This is a genomic window from Streptomyces sp. NPDC004629 (genome assembly GCF_042873595.1).
Classification (GTDB): domain Bacteria; phylum Actinomycetota; class Actinomycetes; order Streptomycetales; family Streptomycetaceae; genus Streptomyces.
On the sequence record NZ_JBIALO010000001.1, the window covers coordinates 1 to 24,411 of the forward strand.

Here is a 24,411-nt window from a genome sequence, read left to right on the forward strand (position 1 = left end):
CGCCGAAGAACATCGAGCTCGCCGCATAACCCAGAAACCCCGAACCGCCTCAAACCCGACATAGGCGCCTTGACGAACGACATAGAGGCACCCCCGGGTCGCGTTTTCCGGCTCCGCGCCCGCTCACGACACCTCGCCCCGGCCCTGGCGCGGCAGCCCCAGTTCCGCGGCGACCGCCGAGTTGCAGTACTCGCGAACCGCGCTGGTGCGCGCCACGACGCGCCCCCGGTGCACCACGATCCGGCTGTACGCGAGGGAGAGCGCACCGGCCAGATGTTGACCGCGTACCGCGAGCAGTTCGGCGGGGAAGCCGGCCTCCACACGGACCTCGGGAAGGCCGAGGACGGCGCGGGCCGAGACGCTCACGGCGCCGTACGCATCCTCCGGGCGCAGCCCGTGGCCCGAGGCGAGCAGATAGGCGGCCTCCAGGGGGTCGCCGCGGCCGACCGGGTTGGACACGTCCCGCAGGGCACCGCTCCCGGCCGCCACCCGCACTCCGGCGGCACGCAGCAGCCGTACCGGAGCCGTACCCCGCCGCTCGACGCCGCCGCAGCCGCCCTGCGGCAGGCACACCACGGCCACCCCGGCCGCCGCCAGCCGGTCCGCGACGCGGGCGGCCGACTCGGCCGGCAGCCGGGACAGACCACCGCAGGGACCGAGGGTCACGCCGGGCCGCAGCCCGCCCGCCATCGCCGCGAGCCGCGCGAGGCGGGCCGGTTCGGCGGCGTCCGTGTGCAGATCGACGGGGCAGCCGTGCTCGGAGGCCACCTCCAGGACCGTCTCGACATAGCCCGTGGGATCGGGGTCCAGGTCGGGGCAGCCGCCCACCACGGAGGCGCCCATCTTCAGCGCGTCGCGCAGTATCGCCAGCCCGTCGGCGCCGGCCGCCCCGGTCAGCAGCCGCGGTACGGCCACCGTGGTCAGTTCCGCGAGCCCACGCAGCGAACGCCGCGCCTCAAGGACGGCGTCGAGAGGGCCCAGCCCCCGGACGTCGCCCACGCGCACGTGTGCGCGCAGTGCCGTCGCCCCGTGCGCGAGGTGCAGCAGGGCGGCCTCCGTCGCCCGGCGCTGGACGTCCTCCGCGTCGTACGGGACGGGTCCGCCGTGGTCGGCGGAGAGCGCGGTGTCGGCGTGGGTGTGCGGTTCCACCGGGGCCGGAAGGAGCAGGTAGCCGCTGAGGTCGACGCGGGAACCGGAGCGGGCCGGCCCCGGTGCCAGGCTGCCTGCCGTGCCGACCGCCTCGATGCGCCCGCCGCCCAGCCGCACGTCCACGGTGCGGCCGTCGGTGAGCCGCGCCCCGCACAGAACGAGGGTCCCGTCGGACCGGCCCGGGGAGCCTTGGGGATTCGACGACGGTGGGGGCGGCTGCGGCTGGCTGTCGGGCATCGGGGTCCAAGGGATGGGGGCTTGGGGCTCTTCGGGGCTTGGGGCTTCCGGGCGCGTGAGCGGACCGAGGGGAACTCATGATCACGCAGAGTGAGTCGAGCCTAGGGTGGTCGGCCGCACGGGGCGGGGAGGAGCGCAATAGTCGTACCGGCGTGGCCCGTCCGGAGCGCTACACGCGCGTGGCGGCCCCTTTCACCGGAGCGCTACGTGCGCGGAGACCCCTTTCACCGGACCGCTACGCGCGCGTGGACAGCCCTTCAAAGGGGCCCGCGAGGCTGCCGGGACACGGGCGGTCGACGCCTGGGCATGCGGTACGAAACGGATTTGGGTGAACGGCTGCCGAGCGTGTAATGTCTTCATCGCTCGCCCCAATAGCTCAGTCGGCAGAGCGTCTCCATGGTAAGGAGAAGGTCAACGGTTCGATTCCGTTTTGGGGCTCTGGTGTGAGAGGTTCCCGTCGTAAGACGGGTCCCGATCTCATCAAAGCGGTGTAGCTCAGTCGGTAGAGCAAGCGGCTCATAATCGCTGTGTCACCGGTTCAAGTCCGGTCACCGCTACTGACAGTAGCCGATTGCGGGGTCGGTCCTTCGATCGGCTACTCTTTCTTGCGTTGAACAAGTCCACCCGTTCGTCATAGGAGCACTCACGTGGCTGCCACCGACGTCCGCCCGAAGATCACGCTGGCCTGCGTGGAGTGCAAGGAGCGGAACTACATCACCAAGAAGAACCGGCGTAACAACCCGGACCGACTTGAGATGAAGAAGCACTGCCCGCGTTGCAATGCGCACACCGCGCACCGCGAGACGCGCTGATCATCAAGGCTCGTACGCGAGGCCGCCCCCGCAGTCAGGGGGCGGCCTCGCGTCGTTTCCACCGGCTGGAATCCAGCTACCTTGTGGACCATCACAGCTGACATCAGGAGGTGCCGGGCCATGCCGCTCGACCAGTCCTTCGTAGGGCGGAGCTACCCGCCCACCGAGCCCTACGAGGTGGGCCGGGAGAAGATCCGCGAGTTCGCCGAGGCGGTCGGGGACACCCATCCGGCGTACCGGGACCAGGAGGCCGCCAAGGCGCTCGGTCACCCCGATGTGATCGCGCCGCCGACCTTCGTCTTCTCGATCACCTTCCGGGCCGCGGGACAGGTCATCGAGGACCCCCAGCTCGGCCTCGACTACAGCAGGGTGGTGCACGGCGACCAGAGGTTCACGTACACGCGCCCGGTGCGCGCGGGCGACCGGCTCCAGGTCACCTCGACCATCGAAGCCATCAAGTCCCTGGCCGGAAACGACATCCTGGACGTCCGGGGCGAGGTCCACGACGAGGCGGGCGAGCATGTCGTGACGGCCTGGACCAAGCTGGTGGCGCGCGCGGCCGGGGAGGCCTGAGAGATGACGGCGAAGATCACTTACGACGGCGTGGAGGTCGGCACCGAGCTGCCGGCGCAGACCTTTCCGGTGACCCGCGCGACGCTCGTGCGCTACGCGGGCGCCTCCGGGGACTTCAACCCGATCCACTGGAACGAGAAGTTCGCCAAGGAGGTGGGACTGCCGGACGTCATCGCGCACGGCATGTTCACCATGGCCGAGGCGATCCGCGTGGTCACCGACTGGACCGGGGACCCGGGCGCGGTCGTCGAGTACGGCGTCCGCTTCATCAAGCCCGTCGTCGTCCCGAACGACGACGAGGGCGCCGTGATCGAGGTCGGTGGCAAGGTCGCGGCCAAGCTCGACGACAACACGGTGCGGGTGGACCTGACGGCCACGAGCGGCGGCCAGAAGGTGCTGGGCATGTCCCGGGCGCTCGTGCGACTGGCCTGAGCCCCGCACGGCCGGCCTCGGCGCCGCGGCGAGGTAAGGGGTGCCCTACCAGGACCCGCCAAGTCCTGGCAGGGAGGGCGCCCCTTACGTGTCCCATCGGCACGCGCCTGGTCCATGGGCGCGCACGGCACCGCTCGACTCCATCCATGGACGGCACCGCTTGACGTAGTTAGTGATTGAGTACTAACTTACCCGCATGGTCAGGATGAGCGCGGACGAGAGGCGTGAGGTCGTCATTCGCGCGGCGATCGCGGAGTTTTCCCAGAGGGGCTACTACGGCACCTCGACCGAGGCGATCGCCAAGCGGGTGGGTGTCTCACAGCCGTATCTCTTCCGGCTCTTCCCGGGTAAGAAGGCGATCTTCGCCGCTGCCTCGCTGCGCTGCGTCGACGACGTGTGCCGGGTCCTGGGGGAGGCGGGTGAGGGCTTCGAGGGCGAAGAGGCCGTGCATGCCATGGCCCGGGCGTATGTGCGGCTGATCCAGGAGCAGCCGGAGCGGCTCCTGATGCAGATGCAGACGTACATCGCGGTCGCCGCCGCTGAGGCGGAGGGCGACCATGAGTTCGGCGAGGCCGTGCGGGCCGGCTGGATGCGGCTGTGGGAGACCGTGCATCTGCCGCTCGGGGCCGACGACGGAGAGACGACGGTCTTCCTGGCCTACGGAATGCTCATCAACACCCTTGCCGCCATGGGCTTTCCGCCGGGTCACCGGGTCTGGCAGGGGATGTATCCGTCCGCGAGGATCGGCGGGCCGGCCGACGGGCAGGGGAACTGAGGTGGGCCTGCATCGCCGCCTTCTCATGGCTTCAAAAGTTAGTAATCCATAACTAATCATTGATCACGCTCTGGGGGAGCGATGCCACAGCAGACCGCGCCGAGCACGGCACATCGCGGGGGAGCCATATGGGCCCTCGTCATCACCAGCGTCGCCGGATTCATGGCGTCCCTGGACAACCTCGTCGTGACCACCGCCCTGCCCTCCATCCGCGAGGACCTGGGAGGGGCGCTGGACGACCTGGAATGGACCGTCAGCGCCTACACGCTCACCTTCGCCGTCCTGCTGATATTCGGCGCCGCGCTCGGCGACCGCTTCGGCCGGCGCCGGCTCTTCCTCGCCGGGCTCACGGTCTTCACCGGTGCCTCCGCCGCCGCGGCCATGGCGCCCGGCATCGACTCGCTGATCGCGGCCCGCGCGGTGCAGGGCGTCGGTGCGGCGGTGATGATGCCCCTCACGCTCACCCTGCTGACGGCGGCCGTGCCCGCCGCCAAGCGCGGCATGGCGTACGGGATCTGGGGCGCCGTCAACGGACTCGCGGTGGCCTCCGGGCCGCTCATCGGCGGCAGCCTCACCGAACACGTCTCCTGGCACTGGATCTTCTGGCTGAACGTCCCGCTCGGCCTGGCCCTGCTGCCGCTCGCCCGTCTCCACCTCGCCGAGTCCCACGGCAGCGGCGCACCGCTCGACATCCCCGGCACCCTGCTCGCCAGCGGCGGACTCTTCGGGATCGTCTACGGGCTGGTCCGCGGCCCCGCCGACGGCTGGACCGACTCCGTCGTCCTCACCGGCCTGCTCGCCGGCGGCGCGCTGCTGATCGCCTTCGTCGTCCACGGCTCCCGCGCCCGCAACCCCATGCTCCCGATGCGGCTCTTCCGCTCCCGCGCCTTCGCCGGGATCAACGCGGCCAGCCTTCTCATGTTCCTCGGGATGTTCGGCTCGATCTTCCTGCTCAGCCAGTACATGCAGGGCGTGCTCGGCTACTCGCCGACCGAGGCGGGCTTCAGGATGCTGCCGTGGACCGGCATGCCGATGCTGGTCGCGCCGGTCGCCGGGATGCTCTCCGACCGCATCGGCGGCCGTCCGGTCGTCGCGGCCGGCCTGTTCCTCCAGGCCGCCGGGCTCGGCTATCTGGCCTCCGTGGTCACCGCCGACGTCTCCTACGCCGCCCAACTGCCCGGCCTGATCGTCAGCGGCATCGGCATGGCCCTGTACTTCGCTCCGGCCGCCAACCTGGTCATGTCCAGCGTCCGGGCGTCCGAGCAGGGCATCGCGTCCGGCGCCAACAACGCGCTGCGCGAGGTGGGCGGCGCGCTCGGCATCGCGGTCATGTCGTCGATCTTCGCGGCGCAGGGCGGCTATGAGTCCGCGCAGTCCTTCGTAGACGGCCTGCGGCCCGCCCTGGTGACCGGCGCCGCGGCGGTGGCGCTCGCCGGGATCGCCGCCCTGCTGATCCCGGCCCGCCGCACCCCCGGCCGGCCCGTGACCCAGGCCGAACCGGCGCCGGTACTGGAGACCGCCGCCCACTGAACGCCCGACCGGTACGCGCGCGTACGGCCCCGCCCTCCCCGGCTGGGCCGTACGCGCGCGTACCCGCGGGCCGGCCGGGGATGTCGGTGCCGTCTCGTAGTCTTGGGCGCGTGCAGGAACTCCACGACGCCCCGCTCGCCCCGCTGACCACCTTCCGGCTGGGCGGACCCGCCGCCCGGCTGGTCACCGCCGCCACCGACGCCGAGGTCGTCGCCGCCGTCCGCGAGGCCGACGACAGCGGAACCCCCCTGCTGCTGATCGGCGGCGGGTCGAACCTGGTCATCGGCGACAAGGGCTTCGACGGCACCGCCCTGCGCATCGCCACCCGCGGGATCGAACTGGACGGCACGCGCCTGGAACTGGCGGCCGGCGAGGTGTGGACCGACGCCGTCGCCCGTACCGTCGAGGCCGGGCTCGCGGGCGTCGAGTGCCTTGCCGGGATCCCCGGCTCCGCGGGCGCGACACCGATCCAGAACGTCGGGGCGTACGGCCAGGAGGTCTCCTCCAGCATCACCGAGGTGATCGCCTACGACCGCAGGGCCGGGGAGACGGTCACGCTCACCAACGCCGAGTGCGCGTTCTCGTACCGGCACAGCCGCTTCAAGGCCGACCCGGAGCGGTACGTCGTGCTGCGGGTCCGTTTCGCACTGGAGGACGCGGACGGGCTGTCGGCGCCGGTCAGATACGCCGAGACGGCCCGAGCGCTCGGGGTGGAGCCCGGCGACCGGGTACCGCTGGCCGCGGTGCGCGAGGCCGTTCTGAAGCTGCGCGCGGGTAAGGGCATGGTCCTCGACCCCGAGGACCACGACACCTGGTCGGCGGGGTCCTTCTTCACCAACCCGATCCTCACGGACGCGGAGTTCGCCGCGTTCCACGCGCGCGTGCGGGAACAGCTCGGGGACGGTGCCGAGCCGCCCGCGTACCCCGCGGGCGAGGGCCGCACCAAGACCTCCGCGGCCTGGCTGATCGACAAGGCGGGCTTCACCAAGGGGTACGGCAGCGGGCCCGCGCGCATCTCCACGAAGCACACCCTTGCCCTCACCAACCGGGGTGGGGCCACCACGGAGGATCTGCTCGCGCTGGGCCGGGAGGTCGTGGCCGGGGTTCGCGCGGCCTTCGGGATCACGCTGGTCAATGAGCCTGTGACGGTCGGCGTCAGCCTGTAGCTCCGCCTGTAGCTCCGCTGGCTTGGCCGGTTTGGGGTGCGGCCGGTGTCTGGGCCGGTTGCGTAATTCCTCGCGGGCCTATGGGGTGGTGGTGGGCTGGGGTTGGAGGGTGGAGTGCGGCTGGGTCGTGGCTGGTTGCGCAGTTCCCCGCGCCCCTATAGGGGGGTGGTGGGCTGGGTCTGTGGGTCGGGTGCGGCGCCGTGGGGGCTGATCGCGCAGTTCCCCGCGGCCCTGCGGGGCGCTTGGTTGCGTGGGTTTTCGCGGTTCTGTGGGGGTGCTCTCGGAGTGGGGCCGCGTGCACGTTCTTGAGGGCCGTGGAGATCAGGGCGCGCACCGTGCGGTCGAGGAAAACGTCCTTGCGGCTGCGCGCGCCGAGGCCGGAGAGCACCGCGGCCCGGTCGGCGGCGGCGGGGCGCACCGTCCCCGGGTCGGTGAGGTCGGCTCGGACCGCCTTCAGACCGGCCCCGGTCACGGTCAGCCGCGCGGGGTCGTGGACCACGGTCGTGACCCAGGGTGAGCCCTCGTTCGGCGGGACCGCCCCCCGCTTCAGACGGCCGGGCGGGTGAGCCAGTCGTCGACGCCGGCCAGCAGCTTCGCCCGCATCTCCGGTGGCGCGGCCGACGCCCTGACCGACTGCCGGGCCAGCTCCGCCAGTTCCGCGTCCGTGAAGCCGTGGTGCTCCCGGGCCAGCCGGTACTGGGCGGCCAGGCGCGAGCCGAACAGCAGCGGATCGTCGGCCCCCAGTGCCATCGGCACCCCCGCCTCGAAGAGCGTGCGCAGCGGGATGTCCTCCGGCTTCTCGTACACGCCCAGCGCCACATTCGACGCGGGGCACACCTCGCAGGTCACCTCCCGGTCCGCGAGCCGCTTGAGCAGACGCGGGTCCTCCGCCGCGCGCACCCCGTGGCCGACCCGGTTCGCGTACAGGTCGTCGAGGCAGTCACGGACCGAGGACGGGCCGGTCAGCTCGCCGCCGTGCGGGGCGGACAGCAGGCCGCCCTCGCGCGCGATGTGGAACGCGCGGTCGAAGTCCCGTGCCATGCCCCGGCGTTCGTCGTTCGACAGGCCGAAGCCGACCACGCCCCGGTCCGCGTAGCGCACCGCTAGCCGGGCCAGGGTGCGGGCGTCCAGTGGGTGCTTCATGCGGTTGGCGGCCACCAGGACGCGCATGCCCAGACCGGTGTCCCGCGAGGCCGTGTCCACCGCGTCCAGGATGATCTCCAGGGCCGGGATGAGGCCGCCCAGGCGTGGTGCGTACGACGTCGGGTCGACCTGGATCTCCAGCCAGCCGGAGCCGTCCTTCAGATCCTCCTCCGCGGCCTCGCGGACCAGGCGCTGGATGTCCTCAGGTTCCCTCAGGCAGGAGCGTGCCGCGTCGTACAGCCGCTGGAAGCGGAACCAGCCCCGCTCGTCCGTGGCCCGCAGCCGCGGCGGCTCTCCGCTGGTCAGTGCGTCGGTCAGCGCCTCCGGCAGGCGCACGCCGTGCTTGTCGGCCAGCTCCAGCAGGGTGCTGGGCCGCATCGAGCCGGTGAAGTGCAGGTGGAGATGGGCCTTCGGCAGGTCAGAGACATCACGTACACGCTCCATCCGAGGATCCTGCCGCACCTCGCCCGCGTCCCGGTAGCCGTTTCCCCGTTCGTGGTCTTGCCCGCACACAGAAGCGGGCCGCCTCCCGAAGGAGACGGCCCGCCGGCCCGCTGACCGTGAGCGGATTCAGTCCCTGGCCTCCGCCAGCAGCTTCTGGATCCGGCTCACGCCCTCGATCAGGTCCTCGTCACCGAGGGCGTAGGACAGCCGCAGATAGCCCGGGGTGCCGAACGCCTCGCCCGGGACGACCGCGACCTCGGCCTCCTCCAGGATCAGCGCGGCCAGTTCCACGGTGCTCTGCGGGCGCCTGCCCCGGATCTCCTTGCCGATCAGCGCCTTCACCGACGGGTACGCGTAGAACGCGCCCTCCGGCTCCGGGCAGACCACGCCGTCGATCTCGTCCAGCATCCGCACGATCGTCCGGCGCCGCCGGTCGAAGGCCTCGCGCATCTCCGCGACGGCCTTCAGGTCGCCGGAGACCGCGGCGAGGGCCGCCGCCTGCGCGACGTTCGACACGTTCGAGGTGGCGTGCGACTGGAGGTTCGTGGCGGCCTTGATCACGTCCTTCGGGCCGATGACCCAGCCCACGCGCCAGCCGGTCATCGCGTACGTCTTCGCGACGCCGTTGACGACGATGCACTTGTCACGCAGCTCCGGCAGGATCGCGGGCAGCGAGGTGAACGTCGCGTCGCCGTACACGAGGTGCTCGTAGATCTCGTCCGTCAGCACCCACAGGCCGTGCTCGACGGCCCAGCGGCCGATCGCCTCGGCCTCCGGCTCGCTGTAGACCGCGCCGGTCGGGTTGGAGGGCGAGACGAAGAGGACGACCTTCGTCTTGTCCGTGCGCGCCGCCTCCAGCTGCTCCACGCTCACCCGGTAGCCGGTCGTCTCGTCCGCCACGACCTCCACCGGGACACCGCCGGCGAGACGGATCGACTCCGGGTACGTCGTCCAGTACGGCGCCGGGACGATGACCTCGTCGCCCGGGTCGAGGATCGCGGCGAAGGCCTCGTAGATGGCCTGCTTGCCGCCGTTGGTGACCAGGATCTGCGACGGGTCGACCTCGTAGTTCGAGTCGCGCAGCGTCTTCGCGGCGATCGCGGCCTTCAGCTCGGGCAGGCCGCCCGCCGGGGTGTACCGGTGGTACTTCGGGTTCTTGCAGGCCTCGATCGCGGCCTCGACGATGTAGCCGGGCGTCGGGAAGTCGGGTTCGCCGGCGCCGAAGCCGATCACCGGACGCCCGGCGGCCTTGAGGGCCTTGGCCTTGGCGTCCACGGCGAGGGTGGCGGACTCGGAGATCGCGCCGACTCGGGCGGAGACCCGGCGCTCGGTGGGAGGGGTTGCAGCGCTCATGGAGCCATCGTTTCAGACTGGAAATGTCCCCGGCACGCGGGTTTCACAGACTGAACGGCAAGGGGCCGAACCGTGAACATGCGTCCGGATTCGGCCTCCGGCCAGGACGATCTTGCGTTGCGCGGGCGTCGGAGGGCACTTACTGTTCGACGCCGGGCCCTGGACCACGTACACTCTCACCTCGTTGGCCTTCGGGGGCCGCGTCTGCGCCGGTGCACACCGAGCACCCGGTCGGATGCGGTACGTTGGGGGACATCAAAGGGTCGTAGCTCAATTGGTAGAGCACTGGTCTCCAAAACCAGCGGTTGGGGGTTCAAGTCCCTCCGGCCCTGCTACACACACCGCCAGGATGTGTGCGCATGTACGTACAGCATTGCACCGCCGTGCGGCTCAGAACCGGGCGCGGCACGGCCACGACCCGGGATCAGGTGAGGACGAATGACGGACGCCGTGGGCTCCATCGACACTCCTGATGCCCAGGACGAGGTACCGGAGTCCAAGAAGAAGACCCGTAAGGGTGGCAAGCGCGCCAAGAAGGGCCCGCTGAAGCGGCTGGCGATCTTCTACCGCCAGATTGTCGCGGAACTCCGCAAGGTCGTCTGGCCGTCGCGTAACCAGCTGACGTCGTACACAACCGTGGTGATCTTCTTCGTCGCCATCATGATCGCGTTGGTGACCGTGATTGACTATGGGCTCAACCACGCGGCCAAGTACGTCTTCGGCTGAGCCAAGAGCGAAGGGCGCCGTGGTACCGGCGCCCGTTTTCGCATGTTCCACCTCTATGTATCCAGGAAGAAGCAGCCATCGTGTCTGACCCGAACCTGAACGACGCCATCGAGCCTCGCGGGAATGCCGCCGAGGCGGTGGACGACGAGCTCGACATCGTCGAGGGCGCGGACGAGCAGGACGAGTTCGAGGCTGCCGAGGCCGAGGCGGGGGAGCCGGCCGAGGAGGCCGCCCTGCAGGTCGTGGACGAGGACGCCGAGGGCGAGGCCGCCGAGGAGGAGCCCGCGGAGCCCGTCGACCCCGTCGCGGCGCTGCGCGAGGAACTGCGTACCCTGCCCGGCGAGTGGTACGTCATCCACACCTACGCCGGCTACGAGAACCGCGTGAAGACCAACCTGGAGCAGCGCGCCGTCTCGCTGAACGTCGAGGACTACATCTTCCAGGCCGAGGTGCCGCAGGAAGAGGTCGTCCAGATCAAGAACGGCGACCGCAAGACGATCAAGCAGAACAAGCTGCCGGGGTACGTCCTGGTCCGCATGGACCTGACCAACGAGTCCTGGGGCGTCGTCCGCAACACGCCGGGCGTCACCGGCTTCGTCGGCAACGCCTACGACCCGTACCCGCTGACCCTGGACGAGATCGTCAAGATGCTCGCCCCGGAGGCCGAGGAGAAGGCCGCCCGTGAGGCCGCCGAGGCCGAGGGCAAGCCCGCTCCGCAGCGCAAGGTCGAGGTCCAGGTGCTGGACTTCGAGGTCGGCGACTCGGTCACCGTCACCGACGGCCCGTTCGCCACGCTCCAGGCCACCATCAACGAGATCAACCCGGACTCGAAGAAGGTCAAGGGCCTGGTGGAGATCTTCGGCCGCGAGACGCCGGTCGAGCTGTCCTTCGACCAGATCCAGAAGAACTGACGTCCTTACGGACGTAACGCCTCCGACCAGGTCGGGCGGACGCTCGGGCGGGCGCCTGACCTGCTCGGTTTTTGGCCGCACACGTGTACCCGTTACCGTAGTGCGGTATGCCTCCGTCCGGATGATCCGGATCGGATGGCGGAACACTCTCACTAAGGACCCGGAGAGAGCACATGCCTCCCAAGAAGAAGAAGGTCACGGGGCTGATCAAGCTCCAGATCCAGGCCGGCGCCGCCAACCCGGCCCCGCCGGTCGGCCCCGCGCTGGGTCAGCACGGCGTCAACATCATGGAGTTCTGCAAGGCCTACAACGCCGCGACCGAGTCGCAGCGCGGCTGGGTCATCCCGGTGGAGATCACGGTCTACGAGGACCGCTCCTTCACCTTCGTGACCAAGACTCCGCCGGCCGCGAAGATGATCCTCAAGGCCGCGGGTGTCGAGAAGGGCTCCGGCGAGCCGCACAAGACCAAGGTCGCCAAGATCACCGAGGCGCAGGTCCGCGAGATCGCCCAGACCAAGATGCCCGACCTCAACGCCAACGACCTGGACGCCGCCGCGAAGATCATCGCTGGCACCGCCCGTTCCATGGGCGTCACGGTCGAGGGCTGAGTCCCACCCCGCAGCACCCATGCGGCGGTGCGACGCCGCACGTGGCAGGGCCTGCTCGGCCCGTACCACGACTCCTTTCCAGCACACCTCAGGAGCAGTTGTGAGCAAGCGCAGCAAGGCTCTCCGCGCTGCGGACGCCAAGGTCGACCGGGAGAAGCTGTACGCCCCGCTCGAAGCCGTCCGTCTCGCCAAGGAGACCTCCACGAGCAAGTTCGACGGCACCGTCGAGGTCGCCTTCCGTCTGGGTGTCGACCCGCGCAAGGCCGACCAGATGGTCCGTGGCACCGTGAACCTTCCGCACGGCACCGGCAAGACCGCCCGGGTCCTGGTCTTCGCGACCGGTGACCGTGCCGAGGCCGCGCGTGCCGCGGGCGCCGACATCGTCGGCGCCGACGAGCTGATCGACGAGGTGTCGAAGGGCCGTCTGGACTTCGACGCCGTCGTCGCCACCCCGGACCTCATGGGCAAGGTCGGCCGCCTCGGCCGCGTCCTCGGCCCGCGCGGTCTGATGCCGAACCCGAAGACCGGCACCGTCACCCCCGATGTGACCAAGGCCGTGGGCGACATCAAGGGCGGCAAGATCGAGTTCCGCGTCGACAAGCACTCGAACCTGCACTTCATCATCGGCAAGACGTCGTTCGACGACAGCAAGCTGGTGGAGAACTACGGCGCCGCGCTGGAGGAGATCCTGCGTCTGAAGCCGTCCGCAGCCAAGGGCCGCTACATCAAGAAGGCCGCCATCACCACCACGATCGGCCCCGGCATTCCGGTCGACCCGAACCGCACCCGCAACCTCCTCGTCGAGGAGGACCCGGCCGCCGTCTGAGCCTGCGCTCACCCAAACGGCCGCCGCGTCAGGCACGCGTCGCACAGGGCGGGCCCCGCACCCTTTCGAGGTGCGGGGCCCGTCCTTTTCTTTGTGCACTTCTTCTTTGTGCACTTCGCGGTACGGCTGTCGGTGCGCTGCGTTAGCGTGCGCACACAGGACTCGCACAGGGGTGGGACGACATGAAGAGCACGAGCGTGCGCCGCATGACTCTCTCGGCGGCGGTGGCGACCGCGCTGGCGGCGGTGGCCGCCTGCGGTTCCCCAGGCCCCTCCGGCGACGGGTTAGCGGGCGGCAACACGGCGGAGGAGCAGACGACGCGGGTCAGCCCCGTCGCGGCCCTGCGCTCCGCCGAGAAGTCCACGGCCGGTGCCGAGTCGGCCAAGGTCCGCTCCACCACCACCGTGGGCTCCGTGATGTCCATGACGGCGGAGGGGTCCCTCGGCTGGGGCGACGGGATCACCGGCACGCTCACCCTCACCTACACCGGCGGCACGGCAGCCGACGCGATGCGCCGGCTCGGCTCCACCTCGATGCAGGCCCGCTATCTCTCCGACGCCTACTACGCCAGGATGGGTGACATCTTCGCCGAGCAGGCGGGCGGCAAGCACTGGATCAAGTACGCCTACGACGACCTGGCCGGCCTCGGCGGGAGTTCCGGCGTGTACATCAAGGACCAGATGCGGAACTCCACACCGGAGCAGTCCGTGAAGCTCCTGCTGGCCTCCGGGGATGTGCGGAAGGTCGGCGAGGAGAGGGTGTCCGGCAAGAACACCACGCACTACACCGGGACGGTGGAGGTCGCAGACCTCGTCACCCGCAGCTCCCACCTCGATGCGAGCCGGCTGGCCGACCTGAAGAAGCAGCTCGACCAGGCCGGCATCACCACCGAGACCGTAGACATCTGGGTCAACGACCAGGACCTGCTGGTCAAGAAGGTGGAGAAGGGCGACACGGCCAACGGCACGATGACCAGCACCGCGTACTACAGCGACTACGGCGTATGGGTCTCGGTCCAGGAGCCTCCCGCGGCCGACACCGAGGACTTCAAGGCCCTCATCGCCAAGCAGGGCGGAAGCGGACCGACCTCCTGAGCCGGTGTCCGGTAAACCGTTCGCCAAGAGAGCGGCAGCAAACCGGGAAGACCCCGCGCGTACCCCCGTGCGAAGGACGACGCGGCGAAGTCGTCGGCGATGGAGCCGGCCGCGGCCGTCGCCGCGGCCGCGAAGAACGCGGACGGCATCACGTCGTTCCGCTACCGGCTGACCGGCAGCGTCCCGGGCGAGGGCAAGATCAAGGGCGAGGCGGCGATGAGCGTCAAGCCGCTGGCCATGAGCATGAAGATGGCAGTTCGAGGACAAGGCCACCGACGGACAGGTCGAGATGATGAAGGCCGCCGAGCAGGCCTGAGTCCGCGCGGAAGTCGCCGTAGGGACGGATTTGCCTGACGGCGATCCGTTCCTTTACTCTTCTACAGAAGCCAAAGACCGCTGGTCGTTGCCGTGCGCTCGGATGAGTGTGCGGTGGCCGAAGGATCCGCTGAAAAGTGGGCGACCCGCGCAGGTGACAGAGGAAGAACTCCCGGAGTGCGCGCCTCCCGCGCGTGTACGACCGGTCGAGTCCGCCCCGTGCGCCTGCGCCGGGGCGTTTCGTTTCCCCAGTCCTCCTTCGGGTCCGCGCGGTCAGAATCACCCGGAAGGAGGCCGAGGCTCTATGGCGAGGCCCGACAAGGCTGCCGCGGTGGCCGAGTTGACGGAGCAGTTCCGCAACTCCAGCGCCGCCGTGCTGACCGAGTACCGCGGTCTCACCGTGGCGCAGCTCAAGACGCTGCGCCGGTCGCTCGGTGAGAACGCCCAGTACGCCGTGGTGAAGAACACGCTGACCAAGATTGCGGCCAACGAGGCCGGGATCACGACGCTGGACGACCTGTTCAACGGTCCGACGGCTGTCGCCTTCGTCACCGGTGACCCGGTGGAGTCGGCGAAGGGTCTCCGTGACTTCGCCAAGGACAATCCGAATCTCGTCATCAAGGGCGGTGTCCTTGACGGCAAGGCGCTGTCCGCCGACGAGATCAAGAAGCTCGCGGACCTTGAGTCCCGCGAGGTTCTGCTCGCCAAGCTGGCGGGCGCTCTGAAGGGCAAGCAGACCCAGGCTGCTCAGGTCTTCCAGGCGCTCCCGTCGAAGCTCGTCCGCACCGTGGACGCGCTGCGCGCCAAGCAGGCCGAGCAGGGCGGTGCCGAGTAATTCGGCTCGCGACATGACCGCCGCCGCCCGACGCGGAGGTCGTAGCGGGCCGTACGTACGCCCGCCAGACATGTACATCCGGCACCAGCCGAATTAGTGGAAGGAAAGCCACCATGGCTCTCACCCAGGACGAACTGCTCGCCGAGTTCGAGTCGATGACCCTCATCCAGCTCTCCGAGTTCGTGAAGGCGTTCGAGGAGAAGTTCGACGTCACCGCCGCCGCCGCGGTTGCCGTCGCGGGCCCGGCCGGTCCGGCCGCCCCGGCCGAGGCCCCCGAGGAGAAGGACGAGTTCGACGTCGTCCTCACCGGCGCCGGCGACAAGAAGATCCAGGTCATCAAGGTCGTGCGCGAGCTGACCTCGCTGGGTCTGAAGGAGGCCAAGGACCTGGTCGACGGTGCGCCGAAGCCGGTTCTGGAGAAGGTCAACAAGGAGGCCGCGGACAAGGCCAAGGAGTCCCTTGAGGGCGCCGGCGCCTCCGTCGAGGTCAAGTAAGACCTTCCGGGGTTCAGCGAACCCCGTCGCACGCCCCCTGCGGTCCCCGAGCGGGCTGTAACGCGAGCGCACCGAGGAGCGATCATCCATCCGGGTGGTCGCTCTTCGGCTTTCCCGGAGGTCCGACCGCGGCTGCCTTGCACCCGCGTGAGCGGGGGGTATGGTGATCTTCGTTGTGTCTCCGGAAGCCCGGGTTGGACTGGGGGGCCTTGACGAACCGCACGCAGCGCGCAATTCTCAGGACGCGTCGTCACAACGATCCAGGTTCCGAGGCATGGATCGACGGCGAAGAGGGCAGTATCAACGTGCGTTGAGGGCAGGCATGGCGCAGGCGTTGAGGACAACGAGGGTCTCAGAAAAGCGAGACTGGACATCAGTGTGCCAAGTGGCTACACTGACCCTTTGCGCTGCCTGTTAGCTGTCCCCTGCCCGTCACCAGGGGTCTGTCCTCACCCGAGCATCGATGACCGAACCCCCCTCGACCTGGGGTTTCTGTCTTCGTGTATGGGAGAGGGGCCGGTACGCGCGTAGTGAGTCCGAGCCCTCGGAAGGACCCCCTCTTGGCCGCCTCGCGCAACGCCTCGACCGCGAATACGAACAACGGCGCCAGCACCGCCCCGCTGCGCATTTCCTTTGCAAAGATCAAGGAGCCTCTTGAGGTTCCGAACCTGCTCGCGCTGCAGACCGAGAGCTTTGACTGGCTGCTCGGCAACACCGCCTGGCAGAGTCGGGTCGAGGAGGCTCTTGAGAACGGTCACGACGTCCCCACCAAGTCCGGTCTGGAGGAGATCTTCGAGGAGATCTCCCCGATCGAGGACTTCTCCGGGTCGATGTCGCTGACCTTCCGGGACCACCGCTTCGAGCCGCCGAAGAACTCGATCGACGAGTGCAAGGAGCGCGACTTCACGTACGCCGCCCCGCTCTTCGTCACGGCCGAGTTCACCAACAACGAGACCGGCGAGATCAAGTCCCAGACCGTCTTCATGGGCGACTTCCCGCTCATGACGAACAAGGGCACCTTCGTCATCAACGGCACCGAGCGTGTCGTTGTGTCTCAGCTGGTCCGTTCCCCCGGTGTCTACTTCGACTCCACCATCGACAAGACGTCCGACAAGGACATCTTCTCCGCCAAGATCATCCCGTCCCGGGGTGCCTGGCTGGAGATGGAGATCGACAAGCGCGACATGGTCGGTGTCCGTATCGACCGCAAGCGCAAGCAGTCCGTCACCGTCCTCCTGAAGGCGCTCGGCTGGACGACCGAGCAGATCCTGGAGGAGTTCGGCGACTACGAGTCGATGCGCGCCACCCTGGAGAAGGACCACACCCAGGGCCAGGACGACGCGCTGCTCGACATCTACCGCAAGCTGCGCCCGGGTGAGCCCCCCACGCGTGAGGCCGCGCAGACGCTCCTTGAGAACCTCTACTTCAACCCGAAGCGCTACGACCTGGCGAAGGTCGGCCGCTACAAGGTCAACAAGAAGCTCGGTGCGGACGAGCCGCTGGACGCCGGCGTGCTCACCACCGACGACGTCATCGCCACCATCAAGTACCTGGTGAAGCTGCACGCCGGCGAGACCGAGACGATCGGTGAGTCCGGTCGCTCGATCATGGTCGAGACCGACGACATCGACCACTTCGGCAACCGTCGTATCCGCAGCGTCGGCGAGCTGATCCAGAACCAGGTCCGTACGGGTCTCGCCCGTATGGAGCGCGTCGTGCGCGAGCGCATGACCACCCAGGACGTCGAGGCGATCACGCCGCAGACCCTGATCAACATCCGGCCGGTCGTCGCCTCCATCAAGGAGTTCTTCGGCACCAGCCAGCTGTCCCAGTTCATGGACCAGAACAACCCGCTGTCGGGGCTGACGCACAAGCGGCGTCTGAACGCCCTCGGCCCGGGTGGTCTCTCCCGTGAGCGGGCCGGCTTCGAGGTCCGTGACGTGCACCCGTCGCACTACGGCCGCATGTGCCCGATCGAGACGCCGGAAGGCCCGAACATCGGTCTGATCGGCTCGCTCGCCTCGTACGGCCGGGTCAACGCGTTCGGTTTCATCGAGACGCCCTACCGCAAGGTCGTCGACGGCCAGGTCACCGACGAGGTCGACTACCTGACCGCCGACGAGGAGGACCGCTTCGTCATCGCGCAGGCCAACGCGCCGCTGAACGAGGAGATGCGGTTCGCCGAGGCCCGCGTGCTGGTCCGCCGCCGTGGCGGTGAGGTCGACTACGTCGGCCCCGAGGACGTGGACTACATGGACGTCTCGCCGCGCCAGATGGTGTCGGTCGCGACCGCCATGATCCCCTTCCTGGAGCACGACGACGCCAACCGTGCCCTGATGGGCGCGAACATGATGCGCCAGGCCGTGCCGCTCATCAAGTCCGAGGCACCGCTCGTCGGCACCGGCATGGAGTACCGCTCCGCCGTCGACGCCGGCGACGTCGTCAAGGCCGAGAAGGCCGGTGTGGTCCAGGAGGTCTCCGCCGACTACATCACCACGGCCAACGACGACGGCACGTACATCACGTATCGCCTGGCCAAGTTCGCCCGTTCCAACCAGGGCACCTCCGTCAACCAGAAGGTCATCGTCAACGAGGGCGACCGGGTCGTCGAGGGCCAGGTCCTCGCCGACGGTCCGGCCACCCAGAACGGCGAGATGGCGCTCGGCAAGAACCTGCTCGTGGCGTTCATGCCGTGGGAGGGTCACAACTACGAGGACGCGATCATCCTGTCGCAGCGCCTCGTGCAGGACGACGTCCTCTCCTCGATCCACATCGAGGAGCACGAGGTCGACGCCCGTGACACCAAGCTCGGCCCCGAGGAGATCACCCGGGACATCCCGAACGTCTCCGAGGAGGTCCTGGCCGACCTCGACGAGCGCGGCATCATCCGCATCGGCGCCGAGGTCATCGCCGGTGACATCCTCGTCGGCAAGGTGACCCCCAAGGGCGAGACCGAGCTGACCCCCGAGGAGCGCCTGCTGCGCGCGATCTTCGGCGAGAAGGCCCGTGAGGTCCGTGACACCTCGCTGAAGGTGCCGCACGGCGAGACCGGCAAGGTCATCGGCGTACGGGTCTTCGACCGCGAGGAGGGCGACGAGCTGCCGCCGGGCGTGAACCAGCTGGTCCGCGTCTACGTCGCGCAGAAGCGCAAGATCACAGACGGTGACAAGCTCGCCGGCCGGCACGGCAACAAGGGTGTCATCTCCAAGATCCTGCCGATCGAGGACATGCCGTTCCTGGAGGACGGCACCCCCGTCGACATCATCCTGAACCCGCTCGGTGTGCCGTCCCGGATGAACCCGGGACAGGTTCTGGAGATCCACCTCGGCTGGCTCGCCAGCCAGGGCTGGGACGTCTCCGGACTCGCCGACGAGTGGGCGCAGCGTCTGCAGAACATCGGCGCCGACCAGGTCGACCCGCGCACCAACGTCGCCACCCCGGTGTTCGACGGTGCCCGCGAGGACGAGCTGGCGGGTCTGCTGGAGCACACCATCCCGAACCGCGACGGTGACCGCATGGTCCTCCCGTCCGGCAAGGCGCGGCTGTTCGACGGCCGCTCCGGTGAGCCCTTCCCGGACCCGATCTCGGTCGGCTACATGTACATCCTGAAGCTGCACCACCTGGTCGACGACAAGCTGCACGCCCGCTCGACCGGTCCGTACTCGATGATCACCCAGCAGCCGCTGGGTGGTAAGGCGCAGTTCGGTGGTCAGCGCTTCGGCGAGATGGAGGTGTGGGCGCTGGAGGCGTACGGCGCCGCCTACGCCCTCCAGGAGCTGCTGACCATCAAGTCCGACGACGTCACCGGCCGTGTGAAGGTCTACGAGGCCATCGTCAAGGGCGAGAACATCCCCGAGCCCGGCATCCCCGAGTCCTTCAAGGTGCTCATCAAGGAGATGCAGTCGCTCTGCCTGAACGTGGAGGTGCTGTCCAGCGACGGTATGTCCATCGAGATGCGTGACACCGACGAGGACGTCTTCCGCGCTGCGGAGGAGCTCGGCATCGACCTGTCCCGGCGCGAGCCGAGCAGCGTCGAAGAGGTCTGACGGGAGTCCGGCGGGCCACCTGACCAGGAGGCCCGCCGACCCCCAGGCCCCCCGTTTCAGACCACAGACTTACGACCCTGAGAGGGATTGACGCATAGTGCTCGACGTCAACTTCTTCGACGAGCTCCGGATCGGCCTGGCCACCGCTGACGACATTCGTCAGTGGAGCCACGGCGAGGTGAAGAAGCCCGAGACCATCAACTACCGCACCCTCAAGCCCGAGAAGGACGGACTCTTCTGCGAGAAGATCTTCGGCCCCACCCGGGACTGGGAGTGCTACTGCGGTAAGTACAAGCGCGTCCGCTTCAAGGGCATCATCTGCGAGCGCTGTGGCGTCGAGGTCACCCGCGCCAAGGTGCGCCGTGAGCGGATGGGCCACATCGAGCTGGCCGCGCCCGTCACGCACATCTGGTACTTCAAGGGCGTTCCGTCGCGCCTCGGCTACCTGCTCGACCTCGCCCCGAAGGACCTGGAGAAGGTCATCTACTTCGCGGCGTACATGATCACGTACGTCGACGAGGAGCGCCGCACCCGCGACCTGCCCTCCCTGGAGGCGCATGTCTCCGTGGAGCGGCAGCAGGTCGAGAACCGTCGCGACGCCGACCTCGAAGCCCGCGCCAAGAAGCTGGAGGCGGACCTCGCCGAGCTGGAGGCCGAGGGCGCCAAGGCCGATGTGCGCCGCAAGGTGCGCGAGGGTGCCGAGCGCGAGATGAAGCAGCTGCGCGACCGTGCGCAGCGCGAGATCGACCGCCTCGACGAGGTGTGGACCCGGTTCAAGAACCTCAAGGTCCAGGACCTGGAGGGCGACGAGCTGCTCTACCGCGAGCTGCGTGACCGCTTCGGCACGTACTTCGACGGCTCGATGGGTGCCGCGGCGCTGCAGAAGCGCCTGGAGTCCTTCGACCTCGACGAGGAGGCCGAGAAGCTCCGCGAGATCATCCGCACCGGCAAGGGCCAGAAGAAGACCCGCGCCCTGAAGCGGCTGAAGGTCGTCTCCGCGTTCCTGCAGACGTCCAACAGCCCCAAGGGCATGGTCCTCGACTGCGTGCCGGTCATCCCGCCGGACCTGCGTCCGATGGTGCAGCTGGACGGTGGCCGCTTCGCGACCTCCGACCTGAACGACCTGTACCGCCGTGTCATCAACCGCAACAACCGACTGAAGCGGCTTCTCGACCTCGGCGCGCCCGAGATCATCGTGAACAACGAGAAGCGCATGCTCCAGGAGGCCGTCGACGCGCTCTTCGACAACGGCCGCCGCGGTCGCCCCGTCACGGGCCCCGGCAACCGTCCGCTGAAGTCGCTGTCCGACATGCTCAAGGGCAAGCAGGGCCGCTTCCGCCAGAACCTGCTCGGCAAGCGAGTCGACTACTCGGCGCGTTCCGTCATCGTCGTCGGCCCGCAGCTCAAGCTGCACCAGTGCGGTCTGCCGAAGGCCATGGCGCTGGAGCTGTTCAAGCCGTTCGTGATGAAGCGCCTGGTCGACCTGAACCACGCGCAGAACATCAAGAGCGCCAAGCGCATGGTGGAGCGCGGCCGCACCGTCGTGTACGACGTCCTCGAAGAGGTCATCGCCGAGCACCCGGTGCTGCTGAACCGTGCTCCCACCCTGCACCGCCTCGGCATCCAGGCCTTCGAGCCGCAGCTGGTCGAGGGCAAGGCCATCCAGATCCACCCGCTCGTGTGCACCGCGTTCAACGCGGACTTCGACGGTGACCAGATGGCCGTGCACCTGCCGCTGTCCGCGGAGGCGCAGGCCGAGGCCCGCATCCTGATGCTGTCCTCGAACAACATCCTCAAGCCCGCCGACGGCCGTCCGGTGACGATGCCGACCCAGGACATGGTCCTCGGTCTGTTCTTCCTCACCACGGACTCCGAGATGCGGGACGTCAAGGGCGAGGGCCGGTCCTTCGGCTCGGCGGCCGAGGCGATCATGGCGTTCGACGCGGGCGAGCTGTCGCTCCAGTCGAAGGTGGACATCCGCTTCCCGGTGGGCACCATCCCGCCGCGTGGCTGGACCCCGCCGGCGCAGGAGGAGGTCGACGAGCTCGTCGGAGCGGCGGCGTGGCAGCAGGGTGACAGCTTCCGGCTGAGGACCACGCTGGGGCGTGCGCTCTTCAACGAGCTGCTGCCCGAGGACTACCCCTTCGTCGACTACGAGGTCGGCAAGAAGCAGCTCTCCGAGATCGTCAACGACCTCGCCGAGCGCTACCCGAAGGTCATCGTGGCGGCGACGCTCGACAACCTGAAGGCGGCCGGCTTCTTCTGGGCGACCCGTTCCGGTGTCACCGTGGCCATCTCCGACGTCGTCGTTCCCGAGGCGAAGAAGGAGATCGTCCGCGGCTACGAGGCGCAGGACGAGAAGGTCCAGAAGCAGTACGAGCGCGGTCTGATCACCAAGGACGAGCGCACGCAGGAACTCATCGCGATCTGGACCAAGGCGACCAACGAGGTCGCCGAGGCGATGAACGAGAACTTCCCGAAGACCAACCCGATCTTCATGATGGTGAACTCGGGTGCGCGCGGCAACATGATGCAGATGCGTCAGATCGCCGGTATGCGTGGTCTGGTGTCGAACGCGAAGAACGAGACGATCCCGCGTCCGATCAAGGCGTCGTTCCGTGAGGGCCTGTCCGTCCTTGAGTACTTCATCTCCACGCACGGTGCCCGTAAGGGTCTCGCGGACACCGCCCTGCGGACCGCCGACTCGGGTTACCTGACCCGTCGTCTGGTGGACGTCTCGCAGGACGTCATCATCCGCGAGGAGGACTGCGGCACCGACCGTGGCCTCAAGCTGCAGATCGCCGAGCGTGGCGCCGACGGTGTGCTGCGCAAGGCGGAGAACGTCGAGACGTCCGTGTACGCGCGCTGCCTCGCCGAGGACATCGTGGTCGACGGCAAGGTGCTGGCCCCGGCCGGCACCGACCTGGGCGATGTGCTCATGGACGAGCTGATCCTCCAGGGCGTCGAGGAGGTCAAGACCCGCTCGGTCCTGACCTGCGAGTCCGCGGTCGGCACCTGCGCCATGTGCTACGGCCGCTCGCTCGCCACCGGCAAGCTGGTCGACATCGGTGAGGCGGTCGGCATCATCGCCGCCCAGTCCATCGGCGAGCCCGGCACCCAGCTGACTATGCGTACCTTCCACACCGGTGGTGTGGCCGGTGACGACATCACCCAGGGTCTGCCGCGTGTCGTCGAGCTGTTCGAGGCCCGCACCCCGAAGGGTGTCGCCCCGATCTCCGAGGCCACCGGCCGCGTCCGGATCGAGGAGACGGAGAAGACCAAGAAGATCGTCGTCACCCCGGACGACGGCAGCGACGAGACGGCCTACCCGATCTCGAAGCGCGCCCGACTCCTGGTCAGCGAGGGCGAGCACGTCGAGGTGGGCCAGAAGCTCACCGTGGGTGCCACCAACCCGCACGACGTGCTGCGCATCCTGGGCCAGCGTGCCGTCCAGGTCCACCTGGTCGGCGAGGTCCAGAAGGTCTACAACTCGCAGGGTGTGTCGATCCACGACAAGCACATCGAGATCATCATCCGGCAGATGCTGCGCCGTGTGACGATCATCGAGTCCGGCGACGCCGAGCTGCTGCCCGGCGAGCTGGTCGAGCGCTCGAAGTTCGAGCACGAGAACCGTCGTGTGGTCCAGGAGGGCGGTCACCCGGCCTCCGGCCGTCCGCAGCTCATGGGTATCACCAAGGCGTCGCTGGCGACGGAGTCGTGGCTGTCGGCCGCGTCCTTCCAGGAGACGACCAGGGTCCTCACGGACGCGGCGATCAACGCCAAGTCCGACTCCCTGATCGGCCTCAAGGAGAACGTCATCATCGGTAAGCTCATCCCGGCCGGTACGGGTCTGTCCCGCTACCGCAACATCCGGGTCGAGCCGACCGAGGAGGCCAAGGCCGCGATGTACTCGGCCGTCGGCTACGACGACATCGACTACTCGCCGTTCGGCACGGGCTCCGGCCAGGCCGTACCGCTGGAGGACTACGACTACGGTCCGTACAACCAGTAAGCGAGCAGCTTGAACCGAAGGGCGGCCGCCCCACTGCGGGTGGCCGCCCTTCGGCGTGCCGGTGGCGCGCTCCGGCCCGGCCTGGAGGCGATGCGGCGGGGTATGGACGGCCGACAGCCGGACGGCCGGATGGGAGCCGGAGCAGCAGCCGCCGGGCGAGCCGTCCCGGGCAGTGCCGTGGCAGTTCTGCGAACGTGACGTGCTCGTGCATGAACAGGCGTCAATCGGACACCCGTCCCATGCCGCTGAGCGGCTTGATCGTCGATTCGAAGATCACACAGCGGGCCCTGGCTTGACATCGCTCGCGGGGTGAAGGGGCTGCGTCCCATTTGTTTTGACCGCAGCGTATGAGGTAGGTACGCTCAGACCTTGTGCCTGGGGTGTGCCCTGGCTCTCGTGCGTGCCTTCAACCGCATGGCGAGCCGACATCGGCCACCGTAATCTGCGACCTTTTCGCCGCTCGGCGGGAGTCTGCGGGATTCGACACACCCGACCGCGTGGGTCGGAGGCGTTCCAGGTTAGCTGTACACATCGGCACACAGAAACCGGAGAAGTAGTGCCTACGATCCAGCAGCTGGTCCGCAAGGGCCGGCAGGACAAGGTCGAGAAGAACAAGACGCCCGCACTTGAGGGTTCCCCTCAGCGTCGGGGCGTCTGCACGCGCGTGTTCACGACCACCCCGAAGAAGCCGAACTCGGCCCTGCGTAAGGTCGCGCGTGTGCGTCTGACCAGCGGCATCGAGGTCACCGCTTACATTCCGGGTGAGGGACACAATCTGCAGGAGCACTCCATCGTGCTCGTGCGCGGCGGCCGTGTGAAGGACCTGCCGGGTGTTCGCTACAAGATCATCCGTGGCTCCCTCGACACCCAGGGTGTCAAGAACCGCAAGCAGGCCCGCAGCCGTTACGGCGCCAAGAAGGAGAAGTAAGA

20 protein-coding genes and 3 tRNA genes are annotated in these 24,411 nt (G+C 68.6%); 20 read left to right on the forward strand and 3 right to left on the reverse strand.

The genetic code is table 11. From position 1 onward, the window contains the following. Positions 1 to 123: 123 nt before the first annotated feature. A complete protein-coding gene (locus ACFYTE_RS00005) occupies positions 124 to 1,386 on the reverse strand; it encodes an amidohydrolase family protein (protein ID WP_388702683.1) in 1,263 nt (420 codons plus the stop codon). A 365-nt stretch (positions 1,387 to 1,751) separates the two neighbouring features. Between ACFYTE_RS00005 and ACFYTE_RS00010 the strand changes: the two genes are divergently transcribed. From ACFYTE_RS00010 to ACFYTE_RS00045, 8 genes are all read left to right on the forward strand, one after another. Further along, a tRNA-Thr gene (locus ACFYTE_RS00010) sits at positions 1,752 to 1,824 on the forward strand. A 46-nt stretch (positions 1,825 to 1,870) separates the two neighbouring features. Continuing rightward, positions 1,871 to 1,943, forward strand: a tRNA-Met gene (locus ACFYTE_RS00015). Between the two features lie 90 nt (positions 1,944 to 2,033). Further along, positions 2,034 to 2,198, forward strand: coding sequence for a 50S ribosomal protein L33 (gene rpmG, locus ACFYTE_RS00020; RefSeq protein ID WP_003948671.1), 165 nt, complete (start codon positions 2,034 to 2,036; stop codon positions 2,196 to 2,198). A gap of 120 nt (positions 2,199 to 2,318) precedes the next feature. Further along, positions 2,319 to 2,771: a MaoC family dehydratase N-terminal domain-containing protein gene (locus tag ACFYTE_RS00025; RefSeq protein WP_388702687.1), complete on the forward strand. Its 453-nt coding sequence runs from the start codon at positions 2,319 to 2,321 to the stop codon at positions 2,769 to 2,771. Between the two features lie 3 nt (positions 2,772 to 2,774). Continuing rightward, positions 2,775 to 3,203, forward strand: coding sequence for a MaoC family dehydratase (locus tag ACFYTE_RS00030; protein WP_388702690.1), 429 nt, complete (start codon positions 2,775 to 2,777; stop codon positions 3,201 to 3,203). A 196-nt stretch (positions 3,204 to 3,399) separates the two neighbouring features. Further along, the gene (locus tag ACFYTE_RS00035; protein ID WP_388702692.1) at positions 3,400 to 3,978 is read left to right on the forward strand and encodes a TetR/AcrR family transcriptional regulator; all 579 of its coding nucleotides are present in this window, start codon (positions 3,400 to 3,402) and stop codon (positions 3,976 to 3,978) included. An 81-nt stretch (positions 3,979 to 4,059) separates the two neighbouring features. Beyond that, positions 4,060 to 5,508, forward strand: coding sequence for a DHA2 family efflux MFS transporter permease subunit (locus ACFYTE_RS00040; protein WP_388702695.1), 1,449 nt, complete (start codon positions 4,060 to 4,062; stop codon positions 5,506 to 5,508). A 110-nt stretch (positions 5,509 to 5,618) separates the two neighbouring features. Then, positions 5,619 to 6,674 carry a UDP-N-acetylmuramate dehydrogenase gene (locus ACFYTE_RS00045; protein WP_388702698.1) on the forward strand — a complete coding sequence of 352 codons (1,056 nt, stop codon included), beginning with the start codon at positions 5,619 to 5,621 and terminating at the stop codon, positions 6,672 to 6,674. A gap of 546 nt (positions 6,675 to 7,220) precedes the next feature. On the opposite strand, the gene ACFYTE_RS00050 is transcribed toward ACFYTE_RS00045, so the two are convergent. Both ACFYTE_RS00050 and ACFYTE_RS00055 read right to left on the reverse strand, forming a co-directional pair. Then, positions 7,221 to 8,261, reverse strand: a complete 1,041-nt coding sequence (locus ACFYTE_RS00050; RefSeq protein WP_388702701.1) for an adenosine deaminase — start codon at positions 8,259 to 8,261, stop codon at positions 7,221 to 7,223. Between the two features lie 126 nt (positions 8,262 to 8,387). Then, positions 8,388 to 9,614 carry a pyridoxal phosphate-dependent aminotransferase gene (locus ACFYTE_RS00055; protein ID WP_388702704.1) on the reverse strand — a complete coding sequence of 409 codons (1,227 nt, stop codon included), beginning with the start codon at positions 9,612 to 9,614 and terminating at the stop codon, positions 8,388 to 8,390. A 259-nt stretch (positions 9,615 to 9,873) separates the two neighbouring features. Here ACFYTE_RS00055 and ACFYTE_RS00060 point away from each other — a divergent pair. The 12 genes from ACFYTE_RS00060 (at position 9,874) to rpsL (ending at position 24,409) form a co-directional block, all read left to right on the forward strand. Then, a tRNA-Trp gene (locus ACFYTE_RS00060) sits at positions 9,874 to 9,946 on the forward strand. A gap of 106 nt (positions 9,947 to 10,052) precedes the next feature. Beyond that, the gene (secE, locus tag ACFYTE_RS00065) at positions 10,053 to 10,340 is read left to right on the forward strand and encodes a preprotein translocase subunit SecE (RefSeq protein WP_351735887.1); all 288 of its coding nucleotides are present in this window, start codon (positions 10,053 to 10,055) and stop codon (positions 10,338 to 10,340) included. Between the two features lie 80 nt (positions 10,341 to 10,420). Next, positions 10,421 to 11,251: a transcription termination/antitermination protein NusG gene (gene nusG, locus ACFYTE_RS00070; RefSeq protein WP_388702707.1), complete on the forward strand. Its 831-nt coding sequence runs from the start codon at positions 10,421 to 10,423 to the stop codon at positions 11,249 to 11,251. A gap of 173 nt (positions 11,252 to 11,424) precedes the next feature. Beyond that, on the forward strand, positions 11,425 to 11,859 hold the full coding sequence (rplK, locus tag ACFYTE_RS00075; RefSeq protein ID WP_030747472.1) for a 50S ribosomal protein L11: 435 nt from the start codon (positions 11,425 to 11,427) through the stop codon (positions 11,857 to 11,859). Between the two features lie 100 nt (positions 11,860 to 11,959). Further along, positions 11,960 to 12,685 (forward strand): 50S ribosomal protein L1, encoded by a 726-nt coding sequence (rplA, locus tag ACFYTE_RS00080; RefSeq protein WP_388702710.1) that lies wholly within the window; start codon positions 11,960 to 11,962, stop codon positions 12,683 to 12,685. A 182-nt stretch (positions 12,686 to 12,867) separates the two neighbouring features. Beyond that, a complete protein-coding gene (locus tag ACFYTE_RS00085) occupies positions 12,868 to 13,779 on the forward strand; it encodes a hypothetical protein (RefSeq protein WP_388702713.1) in 912 nt (303 codons plus the stop codon). Between the two features lie 99 nt (positions 13,780 to 13,878). After that, complete coding sequence (locus ACFYTE_RS00090; RefSeq protein WP_388702716.1) at positions 13,879 to 14,133, forward strand: hypothetical protein; 255 nt, start codon at positions 13,879 to 13,881, stop codon at positions 14,131 to 14,133. A gap of 265 nt (positions 14,134 to 14,398) precedes the next feature. Then, positions 14,399 to 14,929, forward strand: a complete 531-nt coding sequence (gene rplJ / locus ACFYTE_RS00095) for a 50S ribosomal protein L10 (RefSeq protein WP_388702719.1) — start codon at positions 14,399 to 14,401, stop codon at positions 14,927 to 14,929. 113 nt (positions 14,930 to 15,042) lie between these two features. After that, positions 15,043 to 15,423: a 50S ribosomal protein L7/L12 gene (gene rplL / locus ACFYTE_RS00100; protein ID WP_388702722.1), complete on the forward strand. Its 381-nt coding sequence runs from the start codon at positions 15,043 to 15,045 to the stop codon at positions 15,421 to 15,423. Between the two features lie 560 nt (positions 15,424 to 15,983). Further along, positions 15,984 to 19,469, forward strand: coding sequence for a DNA-directed RNA polymerase subunit beta (gene rpoB, locus ACFYTE_RS00105; RefSeq protein WP_388702725.1), 3,486 nt, complete (start codon positions 15,984 to 15,986; stop codon positions 19,467 to 19,469). Between the two features lie 97 nt (positions 19,470 to 19,566). After that, entirely contained in the window at positions 19,567 to 23,481 is a 3,915-nt protein-coding gene (locus tag ACFYTE_RS00110) for a DNA-directed RNA polymerase subunit beta' (protein ID WP_388702727.1), read from the forward strand. 556 nt (positions 23,482 to 24,037) lie between these two features. After that, the gene (rpsL, locus tag ACFYTE_RS00115) at positions 24,038 to 24,409 is read left to right on the forward strand and encodes a 30S ribosomal protein S12 (protein ID WP_003948652.1); all 372 of its coding nucleotides are present in this window, start codon (positions 24,038 to 24,040) and stop codon (positions 24,407 to 24,409) included. Positions 24,410 to 24,411: the final 2 nt, after the last annotated feature.

Coding starts and splice junctions, on each gene's coding strand:
- ACFYTE_RS00005 (WP_388702683.1), bottom strand. CDS start 1,386: ATGCCCGACAGCCAGCCGCAGCCGCCCCCACCGTCGTCGAATCCCCAA.
- ACFYTE_RS00025 (WP_388702687.1), top strand. CDS start 2,319: ATGCCGCTCGACCAGTCCTTCGTAGGGCGGAGCTACCCGCCCACCGAG.
- ACFYTE_RS00030 (WP_388702690.1), top strand. CDS start 2,775: ATGACGGCGAAGATCACTTACGACGGCGTGGAGGTCGGCACCGAGCTG.
- ACFYTE_RS00035 (WP_388702692.1), top strand. CDS start 3,400: ATGGTCAGGATGAGCGCGGACGAGAGGCGTGAGGTCGTCATTCGCGCG.
- ACFYTE_RS00040 (WP_388702695.1), top strand. CDS start 4,060: ATGCCACAGCAGACCGCGCCGAGCACGGCACATCGCGGGGGAGCCATA.
- ACFYTE_RS00050 (WP_388702701.1), bottom strand. CDS start 8,261: ATGGAGCGTGTACGTGATGTCTCTGACCTGCCGAAGGCCCATCTCCAC.
- ACFYTE_RS00055 (WP_388702704.1), bottom strand. CDS start 9,614: ATGAGCGCTGCAACCCCTCCCACCGAGCGCCGGGTCTCCGCCCGAGTC.
- secE (WP_351735887.1), top strand. CDS start 10,053: ATGACGGACGCCGTGGGCTCCATCGACACTCCTGATGCCCAGGACGAG.
- rplK (WP_030747472.1), top strand. CDS start 11,425: ATGCCTCCCAAGAAGAAGAAGGTCACGGGGCTGATCAAGCTCCAGATC.
- ACFYTE_RS00085 (WP_388702713.1), top strand. CDS start 12,868: ATGAAGAGCACGAGCGTGCGCCGCATGACTCTCTCGGCGGCGGTGGCG.
- ACFYTE_RS00090 (WP_388702716.1), top strand. CDS start 13,879: ATGGAGCCGGCCGCGGCCGTCGCCGCGGCCGCGAAGAACGCGGACGGC.
- rplJ (WP_388702719.1), top strand. CDS start 14,399: ATGGCGAGGCCCGACAAGGCTGCCGCGGTGGCCGAGTTGACGGAGCAG.
- rplL (WP_388702722.1), top strand. CDS start 15,043: ATGGCTCTCACCCAGGACGAACTGCTCGCCGAGTTCGAGTCGATGACC.